Source organism: Paraburkholderia sp. SOS3 (assembly GCF_001922345.1).
Lineage (GTDB): Bacteria > Pseudomonadota > Gammaproteobacteria > Burkholderiales > Burkholderiaceae > Paraburkholderia.
On record NZ_CP018812.1, the window covers coordinates 2,610,649 to 2,624,767 of the forward strand.

14 protein-coding genes are annotated in these 14,119 nt (G+C 64.5%); 10 read left to right on the forward strand and 4 right to left on the reverse strand.

Annotation, left to right across the window (positions count from 1 at the left end):
- Window positions 1-184: 184 nt before the first annotated feature.
- From BTO02_RS31650 to BTO02_RS31670, 5 genes are all read left to right on the forward strand, one after another.
- Window positions 185-1,855 (forward strand): NfeD family protein, encoded by a 1,671-nt coding sequence (locus BTO02_RS31650; protein WP_083615563.1) that lies wholly within the window; start codon window positions 185-187, stop codon window positions 1,853-1,855.
- Window positions 1,852-2,625, forward strand: coding sequence for a slipin family protein (locus BTO02_RS31655; RefSeq protein ID WP_075160918.1), 774 nt, complete (start codon window positions 1,852-1,854; stop codon window positions 2,623-2,625). Before BTO02_RS31650 ends, BTO02_RS31655 begins: the two co-directional genes overlap by 4 nt.
- 99 nt (window positions 2,626-2,724) lie before the next feature.
- Complete coding sequence (locus tag BTO02_RS31660) at window positions 2,725-2,985, forward strand: DUF4148 domain-containing protein (protein ID WP_075160919.1); 261 nt, start codon at window positions 2,725-2,727, stop codon at window positions 2,983-2,985.
- Between the two features lie 384 nt (window positions 2,986-3,369).
- A complete protein-coding gene (locus tag BTO02_RS31665; protein WP_075160920.1) occupies window positions 3,370-4,671 on the forward strand; it encodes an NCS2 family permease in 1,302 nt (433 codons plus the stop codon).
- 75 nt (window positions 4,672-4,746) lie between these two features.
- On the forward strand, window positions 4,747-5,277 hold the full coding sequence (locus BTO02_RS31670) for a cytochrome b (protein WP_075160921.1): 531 nt from the start codon (window positions 4,747-4,749) through the stop codon (window positions 5,275-5,277).
- Window positions 5,278-5,289: 12 nt separating this feature from the next.
- On the opposite strand, the gene BTO02_RS31675 is transcribed toward BTO02_RS31670, so the two are convergent.
- A complete protein-coding gene (locus BTO02_RS31675) occupies window positions 5,290-5,580 on the reverse strand; it encodes a DUF1488 domain-containing protein (RefSeq protein ID WP_075160922.1) in 291 nt (96 codons plus the stop codon).
- Window positions 5,581-6,142: 562 nt separating this feature from the next.
- Here BTO02_RS31675 and BTO02_RS31680 point away from each other — a divergent pair.
- The 3 genes from BTO02_RS31680 to BTO02_RS31690 all read left to right on the forward strand — a co-directional run bounded on the left by BTO02_RS31680 (window position 6,143) and on the right by BTO02_RS31690 (window position 9,851).
- Window positions 6,143-8,182 (forward strand): sigma-54-dependent Fis family transcriptional regulator, encoded by a 2,040-nt coding sequence (locus tag BTO02_RS31680; RefSeq protein ID WP_075160923.1) that lies wholly within the window; start codon window positions 6,143-6,145, stop codon window positions 8,180-8,182.
- Between the two features lie 27 nt (window positions 8,183-8,209).
- Complete coding sequence (locus tag BTO02_RS31685; RefSeq protein ID WP_075160924.1) at window positions 8,210-9,376, forward strand: VIT1/CCC1 transporter family protein; 1,167 nt, start codon at window positions 8,210-8,212, stop codon at window positions 9,374-9,376.
- A gap of 175 nt (window positions 9,377-9,551) precedes the next feature.
- Entirely contained in the window at window positions 9,552-9,851 is a 300-nt protein-coding gene (locus BTO02_RS31690) for a 2Fe-2S iron-sulfur cluster-binding protein (protein ID WP_075160925.1), read from the forward strand.
- A gap of 52 nt (window positions 9,852-9,903) precedes the next feature.
- Here BTO02_RS31690 and BTO02_RS31695 read toward each other — a convergent pair whose 3' ends face one another.
- Together BTO02_RS31695 and BTO02_RS31700 are read right to left on the reverse strand one after the other, a co-directional pair.
- Complete coding sequence (locus tag BTO02_RS31695) at window positions 9,904-10,230, reverse strand: helix-turn-helix domain-containing protein (RefSeq protein WP_075160926.1); 327 nt, start codon at window positions 10,228-10,230, stop codon at window positions 9,904-9,906.
- Window positions 10,214-10,477 carry a type II toxin-antitoxin system RelE family toxin gene (locus BTO02_RS31700; RefSeq protein ID WP_083615482.1) on the reverse strand — a complete coding sequence of 88 codons (264 nt, stop codon included), beginning with the start codon at window positions 10,475-10,477 and terminating at the stop codon, window positions 10,214-10,216. Before BTO02_RS31700 ends, BTO02_RS31695 begins: the two co-directional genes overlap by 17 nt.
- A 346-nt stretch (window positions 10,478-10,823) precedes the next feature.
- Here BTO02_RS31700 and BTO02_RS31705 point away from each other — a divergent pair, with 346 nt between their 5' ends.
- Window positions 10,824-12,068 (forward strand): NAD(P)/FAD-dependent oxidoreductase, encoded by a 1,245-nt coding sequence (locus BTO02_RS31705; RefSeq protein ID WP_075160927.1) that lies wholly within the window; start codon window positions 10,824-10,826, stop codon window positions 12,066-12,068.
- Window positions 12,069-12,125: 57 nt separating this feature from the next.
- Here the strand turns inward: BTO02_RS31705 and BTO02_RS31710 are convergent, their stop codons facing one another.
- On the reverse strand, window positions 12,126-13,070 hold the full coding sequence (locus BTO02_RS31710; RefSeq protein WP_075160928.1) for an AEC family transporter: 945 nt from the start codon (window positions 13,068-13,070) through the stop codon (window positions 12,126-12,128).
- 101 nt (window positions 13,071-13,171) lie between these two features.
- Between BTO02_RS31710 and BTO02_RS31715 the strand changes: the two genes are divergently transcribed.
- A complete protein-coding gene (locus BTO02_RS31715; RefSeq protein ID WP_083615483.1) occupies window positions 13,172-14,098 on the forward strand; it encodes a LysR family transcriptional regulator in 927 nt (308 codons plus the stop codon).
- The last annotated feature ends 21 nt before the right edge of the window (window positions 14,099-14,119 follow it).

The window sequence follows — 14,119 nt, forward strand, 5'->3', positions numbered from 1 at the left end:
ACGCAAACGCGCCGCGCGATAACACCTGTTTGGACTTCGATCAATTCATCGCGAACTCGCCGCGCATTCGTCCCGCATTTCCCGCGCATCGATCGATTTCCGACTAAGCTTGATAACAGGCCTCCTTTTGGGGCTGGTCGCCGCCGGCGCCGGGATCCGCCCGGCGGTGCACCGGCCGTCGGCGATGAGAATCTACCCGTTTCTCCCGTACCGGCACCCCGGCCCGACGTCCGGACGCCGCATCGCATGCGGCGCGGCGCGGGTGGCGGGCGCGACGATGCACCGCACGCCACGCGGCCTGCACCTGCGTGCGGCTGCGGTGCGAATGCTGCTGCTGGCCACCGCTTCGATGGCCTTCGCTATCTTCACGGGCCAAAGCCCAACCGGTTTCGGCATGGCGGCGGCCCATGCCGCCGAAACCAGCGACAATCGCGCCGCCGCTGCGACGCCGCACGTGATCGTGATTCCGGTCAGCGGCGCAATCGGCCCGGCGAGTGCGGACTTCATCGTGCGCGGGCTCGCGCGCGCCGCGCACGAGCATGCGGCCCTGGCGGTGCTGCAGCTCGACACGCCCGGCGGGCTCGACACGTCGATGCGACAGATCATCAAGGCGATGCTCGGCTCGCCGGTGCCCGTCGCCAGCTATATCGCCCCGGGCGGCGCGCGCGCCGCGAGTGCCGGCACTTATATCGTCTATGCAAGCCAGATCGCCGCCATGGCGCCGGGCACGAATCTCGGCGCCGCGACGCCGGTGCAGATCGGCATGGGCGGCTCCGACGCGCCGAAACCGGGCGCGGGCCCGGCGCTGCCCGGCCTCGCGCCGGACAGCAAGCCCGGCGGTGGGCCTTCCGCGGCTTCGTCCGCCTCCGCTGCAGCCGCCCCATCGCCCGCGCTCGATACGCAATCGACCGAAATCCGCAAGCAGGTGCAGGATGCGTCCGCCTACATTCGCGGTCTCGCCCAACTGCGCGGGCGCAACGCGGACTGGGCCGAGCGGGCGGTGCGCGAAGCCGTAAGCCTGTCGGCACGCGAAGCGCTCGAACAGAAGGTCGTCGACGTCGTCGCCCGCGACCTTCCCGATCTGTTGCGGCAGGTGGATGGCCGAACCGTCACCACCGCCGACGGAGACCATCGCCTCGCCGTCGCGCACGCCGACGTGATTACGCTCGAGCCGGACTGGCGCAGCCGGTTCCTCGCGGTGATCACCGATCCGAACGTGGCGCTGATTCTGCTGATGATCGGCATGTACGGCCTCTTCTTCGAGTTCGCGAATCCGGGTTTCGTGCTGCCGGGCGTGGTCGGCACGATCAGCCTGCTGGTCGGCCTCTTCGCGCTGCAATTGCTGCCTGTCAACTATGTGGGACTCGGCCTGATTTTCCTCGGCCTCGCTTTCCTGATCGCCGAGGCCTTTTTGCCGACGTTCGGTTCGCTCGGCTTCGGCGGCGTCGTCGCGTTTGCGATCGGCGCACTGATGCTGATCGATACCGATGTGCCCGGCTTCGGCATTCCGCTGCCGATGATCGCCGGGGTCACGCTGTTCGGCGCGCTGTTCGTGTTCACCGTGTCGAGCGTCGCGCTGCGTGCGCGGCGGCAGCCGGTCGTGACGGGCTCCGAAGCGATGATCGGCAGCATCGGCGTGGTGCTCGACGACGGTCTCGTGCCGGGCTATAACGCCGGCGACGGCGGCGGCGTCAACCGCGGCACCGGCTGGGCACGCGTGCATGGCGAACGCTGGCGCGTCGAGAGCAGCGAGCTGCTGCCCGCGGGCCACACGGTACGCGTGACCGGCCGCCGCGGACTTACGCTGACAGTCGTGCCGGCCGGTGCGGCATCACAACAGGGAGAACGCAGATGATCGGTTTCACGTTCGGTTTCGGCAGCATTCTGATTGTGGTCGTGGCACTGCTGATCGCATCGTCGATCCGCATTTTTCGCGAGTACGAACGCGGCGTCGTGTTCATGCTCGGGCGCTTCTGGAAGGTCAAGGGACCGGGACTCGTGCTGATCATTCCGGTCGTGCAGCAGGTCGTGCGGATGGATCTGCGCACGATCGTATTCGACGTGCCGCCGCAGGACGTCATTACGCGCGACAACGTTTCGGTCAAGGTGAATGCGGTGGTCTACTTTCGCGTCGTCGATCCGGAGCGCGCGGTCATCCAGGTCGCGCGCTACCTCGAAGCCACGAGCCAGCTCGCGCAAACCACGCTGCGCGCGGTGCTCGGCAAGCACGAACTCGACGAACTGCTATCCGAGCGCGAGCAACTGAACGCCGACATCCAGAAGGTGCTCGATGCGCAGACCGACGCCTGGGGCATCAAGGTATCGACGGTCGAAATCAAGCACGTGGACATCAACGAAACGATGATCCGTGCGATCGCGCGGCAAGCGGAGGCGGAACGCGAACGGCGCGCAAAGGTCATTCACGCCGAAGGCGAACTGCAAGCATCGGAGAAGCTGCTCAATGCAGCACGGATGCTTGCGCAGCAGCCGCAGGCGATGCAACTGCGGTATCTGCAAACGCTCACGACCATCGCCGCGGACAAGAATTCGACGATCGTGTTTCCGCTGCCGATCGACGTGATCACCGCCGTGCTGGACCGGATGGGCAAGCCCACGCAAATGTGAGCGTGCCTATTGCGCACAACAGTTCGCTTGTGCCTCACGCGCTTTGACGAGCCGCTCTAGAATGGGAATGCACTGCTTCAACTTGTTGAGGACGCAACCATGAAACGCATTCCTCGTAGGGTTCTTTGTGTGATCGCCGGCGTCTTGTGCTCGACCTATGCCTTTTCGGATACGCCCACGGCCGGGTATGATCCGTCGGCGCCGAAAACGCGCGCGCAAGTGATCGCCGATTTTGCCGAATGGCGCGCGGCAGGCTACGATCCGGACGACTGGATCGATTATCCGGAGAACGCCATCGCCGCAGGCAGGATCGTGGCCGCGCGCCGCGCGGCGCAAGCGGCGAATCCGTCGCCGCAGTAAGCGCCCAGCACGCGAGGTCCGCGCAACGTTCGATTCCGCGGACCTTTTCCTATCTAACCGTTCTCTGCCCGTCGCGTTTCTGCCGCTCTCCCCTTAACGGCACTCCACGCACCCCGCCCGCCTTTATTCCGGTTTTTCCTGTCGAACCGCAACGCTTTGGTGATTCCCCGATCGCCCGCACGGGATTGCGCCAATCAAGGAATTCACGAAGATGTGCGCCCCGAATTTGTTCATATAAACTCCGCACAACTATCGAGGTTGTCCCTGCTGCCCGCGCGGCCGATTCATGTTTACAATCCGCCGCGTGGCTGTCCCGGACCGGCAGCCGCCTGACCGGCAGTCTTCTTCGACAACAACGACTCAACCCGACGAGAGAATCGGCACATGGACTCCGTAAAACGGTATTTCGGCTTCGACGAAGCAGGCACGAACCTGCGCACGGAAGTACTCGCAGGCGTGACCACCTTCCTGACGATGGCCTACATCATCTTCGTCAACCCCGCGATTCTCGGCGACGCCGGCATGCCGAAAGACTCCGTGTTCGTCGCGACCTGCATCGTCGCGGCGCTCGCGTCCATCATCATGGGTCTCTACGCGAACTATCCGATCGCGCTCGCGCCGGGCATGGGACTCAACGCCTATTTCGCGTACACGGTCGTCAAGGGCATGCACTTTCCGTGGCAAGCGGCACTCGGCGCCGTGTTCATTTCCGGGTGCCTTTTCATGATCGTCACGCTGTTCCGTGTGCGCGAGGTGATCGTCAACGGCATTCCGCATTCGATCCGCATCGCGATTACCGGCGGCATCGGGCTCTTTCTCGCCATCATCTCGCTGAAGTCCGCCGGCATCGTCACCGGCAATCCGGCCACGCTCGTCACGCTTGGCAATCTTCATGACGCGCATGCCGTGCTCGCCATCGTCGGCTTTTTCGCGATCGTCACGCTCGATTATCTGCGCATCCGCGGTGCGATTCTGATCGGCATCGTCGGCGTCACGGTGTTGAGCTTTTTCTTCGGCGGCAACGAGTTTCACGGCATCGTGTCGATGCCGCCGTCGATCGAACCGACGCTGTTCAAGCTCGACATTCGCGGCGCGCTATCGACCGGCGTGCTCAATGTCGTGCTCGTCTTCTTTCTGGTCGAACTGTTCGATGCGACAGGCACGCTGATGGGCGTCGCCAACCGCGCGGGGCTGCTCGTGCACGGCAAGATGCACCGGCTCAACCGCGCGCTGCTCGCGGACAGCACCGCGATTCTCGCGGGCTCGGTGCTCGGCACGTCGTCGACGACCGCGTATATCGAAAGCGCGTCCGGCGTGCAGGCGGGCGGCCGCACCGGCGCGACGGCGCTCACCGTCGCCGTGCTGTTCCTGCTGAGCCTCTTCTTCGCTCCGCTCGCCGGTGTCGTGCCGGCTTATGCGACGGCGCCCGCGCTGCTCTATGTGTCGTGCCTGATGCTGCGCGAGATGGCCGACCTGCCGTGGGACGATGCGACCGAGGTCGTGCCCGCCGCGCTCACCGCATTGCTGATGCCGTTCACCTATTCGATCGCGAATGGCGTCGCGTTCGGCTTTATCTCCTATGCAGGACTCAAGCTGCTGACGGGACAGGCGCGGCAAGTGAAGCCCGTCGTATGGATCATCGCGGCGGTCTTCCTGCTGCGCTTTTTCTACCTCGGCGCGGAATAGCCGCGGCCGGCCTGTCTGTCGCTTCGGTTGCCACGACCATTCGTTACAGGAACAAGATCCATCAAGGAGCAGTGCATGTCCGCTTACACGACGCAGGAACGCTATTCAAGGCCTGCGATCTTTTTTCATTGGGCCATTTTTCTGCTGGTCGCGACTGCCTTCCTTGCGATCGAAATTCGCGGACCGAAAGGCAGCGACAGCCGCACGCTATGGACTGCCGTGCACATGTGGGCCGGCGCGCTCGTGCTCTCTCTCGCCGTGTTGCGGCTGCTGTGGCGCCTGTGGCACGGCGTGCCCGCCGAAGTGGAAACGAATGCGCTATTGACCTTTCTCGCGCGGCTCGTTCATCTCGCGCTTTATCTGTTTATCTTCGCGCAGCCGCTGCTCGGCATTCTGATGATCAACGCCGGCGGTCATCCGGTCACGCTTGCCGGCACGAACCTTCAGATCGTGCTCGTGGGCGCCGACCCCGGCGCGCGGCACGCGCTGCACGACGCGCACGTGTGGCTCGGCAATGCGTTCTACTGGGTGATTGGTCTACATGCGCTGGCGGCGATCGCGCATCAGGTGCTGTTCAGGGATCGCACGCTGCAGCGAATGATGTAGCGTGCGCGCCGGCTACGAGCGAACGTTCGCCTCGTAGAACCGCACATAGCCGCTGCGCAACACCGCGCATTGCGCGCGCGTCTCCGAGAGCAGCCGGCGCGTCGCGGCTTCGATACGCGAGCGGTGCGCATCGAACGCGCCCAGCATGTCTTCGATGCGCGGCGACGCCGCGCCGAAATGGTCTTCGAGCGCCTCGGCCGTAATCGTGCACTCCACCCGTTCACCATCGACCATCGCCGTAAAAGCCAGGGTCAGCTCTCGCCCCGAATATTGAGGGGGCACGTTCGGGAAAATGATCTGCATGGGAATCGCCTGCCGGGTGGAACGTCATTGCCGTGGCCGCGCCTGCCCTTCGAGTGCCTCCGTCTAAAACGCAGGCGCGGGTCGAACCGCCGCGGACTGTGCGCGAGCGCACGCCCGAAACGATTTCATTCACTTTAGACGACTTCCGCCGTGCCGCAAGTTTTCCGTTGACGCACACCATCGCGGTGCCTGAAGCGAGCAAAACAAGCCCTGCCGCGGTGCAAAAAGCGCCTGACGCGTCGCGCGGACGGTTCAAGTGTCCTGCTTCAACAGGCAGAGCGCGCGACGGGAAGTCGACCGCCGGGCCGGTCGCCGTTGCCCGCCCAAAGCGCCAGCGTCTACGCGTAACGGCGAATCAACGCATAACACTTCTAACGAGCGGCTCTGTCTGCGCGGGAAACACCAGCTTCCCAGGCTTGCCGTGCCGAATGGCCGCAGCGTCCTGTAAGATGACCACTGACCGGCAATCGTATGCTGCAGTGCCAAATAAATGGCATGAAGACACGACGAAGCCGCCCGCTGCCACGCGGACGCGGCTTTGCATTCCACCGGAGACAAGCCTGTGAATCATCGTCCCGCTGCTGGACACCCTGCTGGGCAGGTCGTCGGGCAACCCGCTGCTCGACTCGACGTGATCGCCCAGGCGCACGCGCGCTCGCGCGATTTCGGTCTGCATGCGCATGAGGCGCCGGATTTCCATCCGCTGCGGCATACGCAGTTGCAGGACATCGTCGAACGCAACCAGTCGCTCTACTCGCATGCGCTGCCGGTCATGGAAACGCTGCATGCGCAAATCGTCGATACGCAAAGCATGGTGCTGTTGACCGACAGCAACGGCGTGATCCTGCACAGCCTCGGCGACAGCGACTTCGTCGAGAAAGCGCGACGGGTGGCGCTATGCCCCGGCGTATCGTGGGCCGAGGCCGATCGCGGTACGAACGCAATCGGCACCGCGCTCGCGGACGGGCGGCCGACCGTCGTGCACGGCGGCGAACATTTTCTGCATGCGAACCGCGTCCTCAGCTGCTCGTGCGCGCCGATTGCCGACCCATACGGCCATACGATCGGCACACTCGACGTGAGCGGCGATACGCGCGGCTTTCACAAACACACGCTTGCGCTCGTGCGGATGTCCGCGCAGATCATCGAGAATCATCTGTTTGCGAACCAGTTTGCCGACGCCGTGCGGGTGCGCTTCCATGCGCGAGCGGAATTCATCGGCACGCTGTTCGAAGGACTCGCTGCGTTCTCGCGCGACGGTTGCTTTCTCTCTGCGAATCGCAGCGCGCTATTCCAGTTCGGACGGCCGCTCGCCGCGCTCGAGCGGCTGCCGTTCGACGCGCTGTTCGGCGCGCCGTTCTCGGCGCTCGTCAGCGAAGCGGAGCACGCGCCCGGCGAATGCATGACGCTAACCCTGCCAAGCGGCGTGCGCGTTGTTGCGCGAGCCGAATGTCGTGCGCGGCCTGCGTTCAGCGCCGGCGCATCGAGTGACCACGACCGCGACCGCCGCCGCGATCCCGGCGGCTGCGCATCGGCCAAAGCGCCGGCCGGCGCGGGGCGCGTACGCCCTGAACCGCATGCGGTGAGCTTCGCGACGCTCGATACCGGGGACGCGAGAATGGCCGAGGTTCTGCGCCGGGTCGAAAAGATCGGCGGCCGCGACATTGCGCTGCTCGTACTCGGCAAAACCGGCACCGGCAAGGAATGGCTTGCCCGCGCGTTTCATTACGAGTCGCCGCGCCGCGCGGCGCCATTCGTTGCCGTCAATTGCGCATCGCTGCCCGACACGCTGATCGAAGCGGAACTGTTCGGCTACGAGGACGGCGCCTTCACCGGCGCACGCAAGCGCGGCAACGTCGGCAAGATCGTGCAGGCCGACGGCGGCACGCTCTTTCTCGATGAAATCGGCGATATGCCGCTCGCGCAGCAGGTGCGGCTGATGCGCGTGCTGCAGGAGCGCGCGGTCGTCCCGCTCGGCGGCACGCGGGCGATCCCGGTCGATCTGAGGATCATTTGCGCGACGCATCGCAACCTGCGCGCGATGATCGACGCGGGCACGTTCCGCGAAGACCTGTATTACCGGATCAACGGCCTCGCCGTCACCTTGCCGGCCTTGTGCGAGCGCTCTGATTTGCCGACGCTCGTCGAAAGGATGCTGTTACAGCAGCAACGTGAGGAACCGCGCACTCCATCGCGCGTGCATCGCGACGTACTGGAACTGTTCGGCCGTTGCCTATGGCCCGGCAATCTGCGGCAACTGTCGAACGTACTGCGCACGGCCGGCATCATGGCGGAAGGCGCGCACGCAATCGGCATCGAGCATCTGCCCGAGGATTTTCTCGAAGACCATGCCGCGGCGCAAAGACGGGAACTCGACGGCCAGGAAGCCGCCTTCGCCGTCGAGGACGATGCCGCGTTGCGCGCGCAGTCGACGTGTTCTTCCCGCTCCGCGGAACGCCCCGCCCGCATGACCGAATGGCAGGCCGCGCTCATCGAGCAGACGCTGACGCGGCATGGCGGCAACATCTCCGCCGCGTCGCGCGAACTGGGACTCGCGCGCAACACGGTGTACCGCTATCTGCGTATGCGCGGCGCGCACTGAGCGCACTGCGCCCCAGATCGACCGACAATGGCCACGCATCACGAACTCAAACGGTTCCGCACGAACCTGGCCGACGAACTTGACAGCGCCGCGCTATACGACACGCTCGCCCGCGTCGAGAAAGACCCGGCGCGCCGCGCCGTATTTGCGCAGCTGGCCGGCGCGGAGCGCGAGCACGCGAACATCTGGCTCGACAAACTGCGCGCGAGCGGCGAGCGCGTGCGGACACACCGTCAGAGTGCGAAGACTTACCTGATGCGCGCGTTGATCCATACGCTCGGACCGTCGTCCGTGCTGCCGGCGCTCGCGGCCGCGGAAACCGCGGACCGCGACAAGTACGCGCATCAGCCCGACGCCGCACAGCTTTCGGCGGACGAGCAGCGTCATGCGGCAGTGATGGAGGCCGTCGTCGCACAAGACATGCAGCGCGCAAGAAGGCTGCTGGCCACGCGCGCGCGTCGGCACTTCACGCCTTCGGTCGCGCGCGCGGTCGAAGCGGAGCCCTGGCACAAGGGCGTCGCATCGGGCAACGAACTGCGCGCCGCTGTGCTCGGCGCAAACGACGGACTCGTGTCGAACTTCTGCCTGATCATGGGCATCGCGGGCGCGGGCACCGGCAATAAGGCCATCATGCTGACCGGCTTCGCCGGCCTGATCGCGGGCGCGTGCTCGATGGCGCTCGGCGAATGGCTGTCGGTCACGAATGCCCGCGAACTCGCGCGCGCGCAGATCGCAAAGGAAGCGGACGAGCTCGAGCATGCACCCGATGCGGAACGCCGCGAGCTTGCGATGATCTACGAGGCGAAAGGCATCGACCGCGCAGAAGCGAACCGTGTTGCCGAGCAAATCATGCGCGACAAGCAGAAGGCGCTCGACACGCTGACGCGCGAAGAGTTGGGTATCGACCCAGCGGAACTCGGCGGCAATCCGTGGTCCGCAGCGGGGATGTCGTTCTGTCTGTTTTCGCTCGGCGCGCTTTTTCCCGTGCTGCCGTTTCTCTGGGCGCAAGGCAGCGCCGCAATCGCGCAATGCGTGGCACTCAGCGCCTTCGCACTCGCGGCGGTCGGCGTGTTCACATCGCTTTTCAACGGTCGTGGTGCCGCGTTTTCAGCGATGCGCCAGATCGTGATTGGACTCGTTGCGGCTGCGTTCACCTTTGGGGTTGGGCATTTGCTGGGCGTGTCGATTTCGTGATCTTGCGACCGCGGATTTTTTAACCCCGTCGCGGCGTCATCGTGCCATCGTGCCATTGGGTCGCGGTACGTGAAGACGCAGCCGCGTGCAAGCCGGAGTTCCGTTAAACTCCGCTACGCTTGCTCAGCGCATGGCTTATGCGCCTCTCCGCCTACCCGTCCACCGGCTAATCGCAATGCTCGACCCTGACACGACGCACACGGTCCTTATAGAACCGCTCGGACGCACGTTCGAGGCACCCGAGTCGTTGACCGTGCTCGAAGCGGCCGCCTTCGCCGGTTTGCGTCTGCCGCGCTCATGCCGCAATGGCACATGCCGCACCTGCCTGTGCAAAATGACGTCGGGCAGCGTGCGCTATCAGATCGAATGGCCCGGCGTCAGTGCCGAGGAAAAGGCAGAGGGCTATATCCTGCCGTGCGTGGCCATCGCCGAAAGCGATCTTGCAATCGAGGTGACGGGCGTGCAGGAGACGTGAGCGTCGGACCACTCGCGGCGCGGACCGCGAGTCGACCGATCTCGACGAAGAATCAGAAGTCGAGCTGATCGGCAGTGATGTCAAGCGCGGCAGCGATTTTCTCGCGCGTGGATCGACGCAAACGGTCGCTGCTTTCCTGTTGCGCATAGGCCGATTGGCTAATGCCCAGCCGCTGCGCGACTTCGGACTGAGTCAAACCCAAATGCTCGCGCCACGCGCGTACAGGCGTCGCACCGTCAACCGTGCGACTCACCACATCATGAGGAATCAACCCGCGTTCGCCGCTGCGCTCGGCCAGATACTGCATATACGGAATGACCACGAACGCCGGCGTACCATCAGCGCCCGTTATAAGTTGAATATTAGTAGGTGCGTTCATCGCGTTTCCTCACTTCTTCGATCTCGACAACCTTGATTTCGCCGTCCCAGTTGAACAACACCCGAAAGTCACCAATGCGAAGCCGGTAGCCATGCAAATGGTTCGTCAAATGCACGACATTCTGGCAAAGCGGCATGGACACCAGCGAAGCCACCCCATCGCGAATCGTGACTTGATGCTGGCGGTCTAGCTTGCGTAGCTGACGGGCCGCCTTCGCGGTCCAGTTAATCGAATTCAATGGATTCATTATAAGCACAAAATAAGTTTTAGCAAAGGGGCCTTTCTCCTTCAGCCGTCTTTCCGGCGACGGTTCATAGCGGCATGTCTGCCGCTGTCAGCTTTGATGGCTGACTTGCTGTTAGTGATGCAGATCGTCTGGGACGCTGACGTCGTGCCTGCTTCCTGGCGTCCGCATACTCGCCTATCGCACCTGTTTGCGGACCATACGAAAACTCTGAAAAGTGGCCGCAGCAGGAAGCGTTCGTATGGCGCGTCATTCGACCTCGACGGGCAACCTATAATCGCCGGGTCGACACTCGACATCGCGACGCGACAACCCGCACATCACCCTGTTCAACCACACACAAACCCGCATGGACTTCGACGTCATCGTTCTCGGCGCCGGCATCATCGGCGTTTCATCGGCTGTGCATCTGCAGGACCGCGCGCTACGCGTCGCGCTCGTCGACCGCCGCGGTCCCGGCGAAGAAACGAGCTTCGGCAACGCGGGGCTCATCGAGCGTTCGTCGATCGTGCCGTATGGCTTTCCGCGCCAGCTGCGCACATTGCTGCGCTACGCACGCAATCGTTCCACCGATCTCTACTGGGATTACCGGGCACTGCCGTCCTACGCCGGATGGCTAATGCGCTACTGGTGGGAATCGCAGCCGCAACGCCATGCGGCCGCCGCACGCGACATGCTGCCGCTCATCGGCGCGTGCATCGCCGAGCACGACGCCTTGATCGCACGCGCGGGCGCCGGCGCGCTCGTGTACGACGGCGGGTGGATCGAGGCATACCGCACACCTGCCGCATTCGACAAGGAACGCGCAGCAGCGCAAGCCGACGCGCACGCGCACGGCCTGCGCGTCGAACCGCTCGATGCGGCCGCGCTACGCATCCGCGAGCCGGGCGTCGGCGCAGACATCTGCGGCGGTTTGCACTGGCGCGATCCGAAAAGCGTGCGCAGCCCGGGTGCGCTCGTGAAAAGCTACGCGCGGCTTTTCGAAAGCACCGGTGGGATATTCATCAACGGCGACGCAACCACGCTGCGCGCGGAAGGCGGCGCATGGACTGTCGAAACGGCATCCGGGCGACTCAGCGCACCCAACGTCGTGGTTGCGCTCGGCCCATGGTCGGATCTGGTGTTCGAGCCGCTCGGGTATCGCATTCCGCTGCGCGCGAAGCGCGGCTACCACATGCACTACCGGCCGACGCGCACACCGTTGTCGGTGCCTGTCGTCGATATCGAGTGCGGCTATGTCGTGGCGCCGATGGAAAACGGCCGGCTGCGCGTCACGACCGGCACCGAGCTTGCGACGCGCGGCAGCCCGCCCACCGGCATTCAGCTTGCGCGTGTCGAGCCGCTCGCGCGCGCTGCGTTCGGCATCGGCGATCGGCTCGATGCGGCGCCCTGGCTCGGCATGCGCCCGTGCACGCCGGACATGCGGCCTGTGATCGGGCCCGCGCCGCGGCATCGCGGTTTGTGGTTCGCATTCGGCCATAACCATCATGGGCTCACGCTCGGCCCCGTCACCGGCCGGCTGCTTGCCGAAATGATGACCGGCTCCAGGCCGTTTACCGACCCACGGCCGTATCGCGTCGAACGCTTCGGCTAAGGTCGCGAGTGCCGCCTCGTAACGTCGCCGGCTGCGCGGCCGCAGCGCGAAAGTTCGTCACAAAGCGTGCCGCTGCATGATCAGCAACAGCAACGATAACGTCACGAGCGAGGCGACTGTCGAAAAGAGGATGGTTTGCGACGTCACGTGCGCCTCGCGCCGATAAAACTCGGCGAGCATGTACGGTCCGGTGCCGGTCGGCAGTGCGGCAAGCAATACGGCGACACCGGCCATATCGGCCGGCAGTACGAACACGCGCGAGGCCATCCACCAGGCCAAGGCCGGCTGGACGATCAGCTTGATCGCGGTAATGGCAACCGACGTATTGCGTTCGTTGCCCGCTTGCCGCTTCTCCGCCAGGAAGAGCCCGAGGCTCACGAGCGCGCACGGGCTCGCGGCGCCGCCCAGCAGCTTGAGAAACGTTTCGGCGCTGTGCGGCAAGGTCCAATGCACGCTCGCGACGAGCGCACCCGCGATCGGCGAAACGATCAGCGGATTTTTCGCGAGCGAGCGCAGCACCTTCAAACCGAGCTTGTGCGGCGCACGCTCGGTCTGCAACCCGACTTCGATCAGCACGATCGCGAAAGCAAACAGCACACAAGCGACGATGATCGTCGCGATCGTCGTCGGCGTGAGGCTCGCGTTGCCGAATACGATCAACGCAAGCGGAAAGCCGATGTAACCGGTATTCGGGTACGACGCCGCGATCGCATCGACGCTCGCGTCCGCAAGATGCCGGCCTTGAAAGAGCCGCACGATCAGCACGCCAATGAACAGCACCGCGCACGCAACCGAAAACGTCGCCACGAAACCCGGCTGGTCGAGTTGGCGCCAGGTGGAATGGGCCATGATGTCGAACAGCAGCGCGGGCAGCGCGAGCCACACAACGAAACGGTTCAGTTCGGAAGCGGCGGTCGGGCCGAGCAGATTGCGCCGCCGGCAAACGAAGCCGGCGAAAATCAACGCGAAGACAGGAATCAGGATTTCGAGCGTGGACAACATCGGGACATGCACATCAGCCAGTCGGAAGGCCGCTAGCGTAAACGCGATCAACGATACAATCCAATGCTGATTGAATTGCTCAACGATACTTTTTTTGCATCATGGTCGATGTCAAGCCGCTCCGCTATTTCGTCACCCTCGCCGAGACGCGCCATTTCGGCCGCGCCGCCGCGCGGCTCAATCTGTCGCAACCGCCGCTGAGCCGTCAGCTTGCGGCGCTCGAAGCCTCGCTAGGCGTCACGCTGATCGAGCGCAACTCGCGCAGCGTCACGCTGACCGCCGCGGGCGCGCGCTTCTACGCCGACGCGAAAGCGATTCTCGCCGCCCTCGATCAGGCGGGCCGCAATGCGCGCGCCGCGGTGCTCGGCGAGCGTGGCGAACTGTCGATCGGATTTACGATGTGCGCGGCTTACAGTGTGTTGCCTACTTACGCGCGCAGTTACGGCGCGGCTTTTCCCGATGTCGCGCTGAATCTGCGGGAAATCGTCTCGAACGATCTCGCGCCGCAGGTGCTCGACGGGCAACTCGATGCGGCGATCATGCTGTCGGGCGCGCCGCCGCATGGGCTTGCCGCACGCACTGTGCTGACCGAACCGCTGTGCGTCGCGCTGCCGCGCCGGCATCGGCTTGCCCGCGCGAGGCGGGTGTCGATTGCGCAGCTTGCGCATGAGCCATTCGTCATCGCCGCGCGCGAAGTCGGCGAAGGGCTGCATACGACCATCGTCGAGCATTGCCGCACGGGTGGCTTCGAGCCCGACGTGCGCTTCGAGGTGCGTTTGCAGCAGACAGTCCTGAGTCTTGTCGATGAAGGCGCCGGCGTCGCGCTCGTGCCCGCGTCGATGCAACGCGCGCAACTGGCGGGGGTGACGTTCAAACCGCTTGCGCAGGCACCGTCGATCTCTCAGGTGCTCGTATGGCTGTCGACGAACCGGAACCCCTGTCTTGCGCGGTTTCTCGAACTGGTCGAACAGGGCCCCGACAAAAACGGCCTGCACGCGTTTGCCGTGCAGGCCGCAGAAGCGAGATAGCGTGCTCTGTGCTTTAACCCA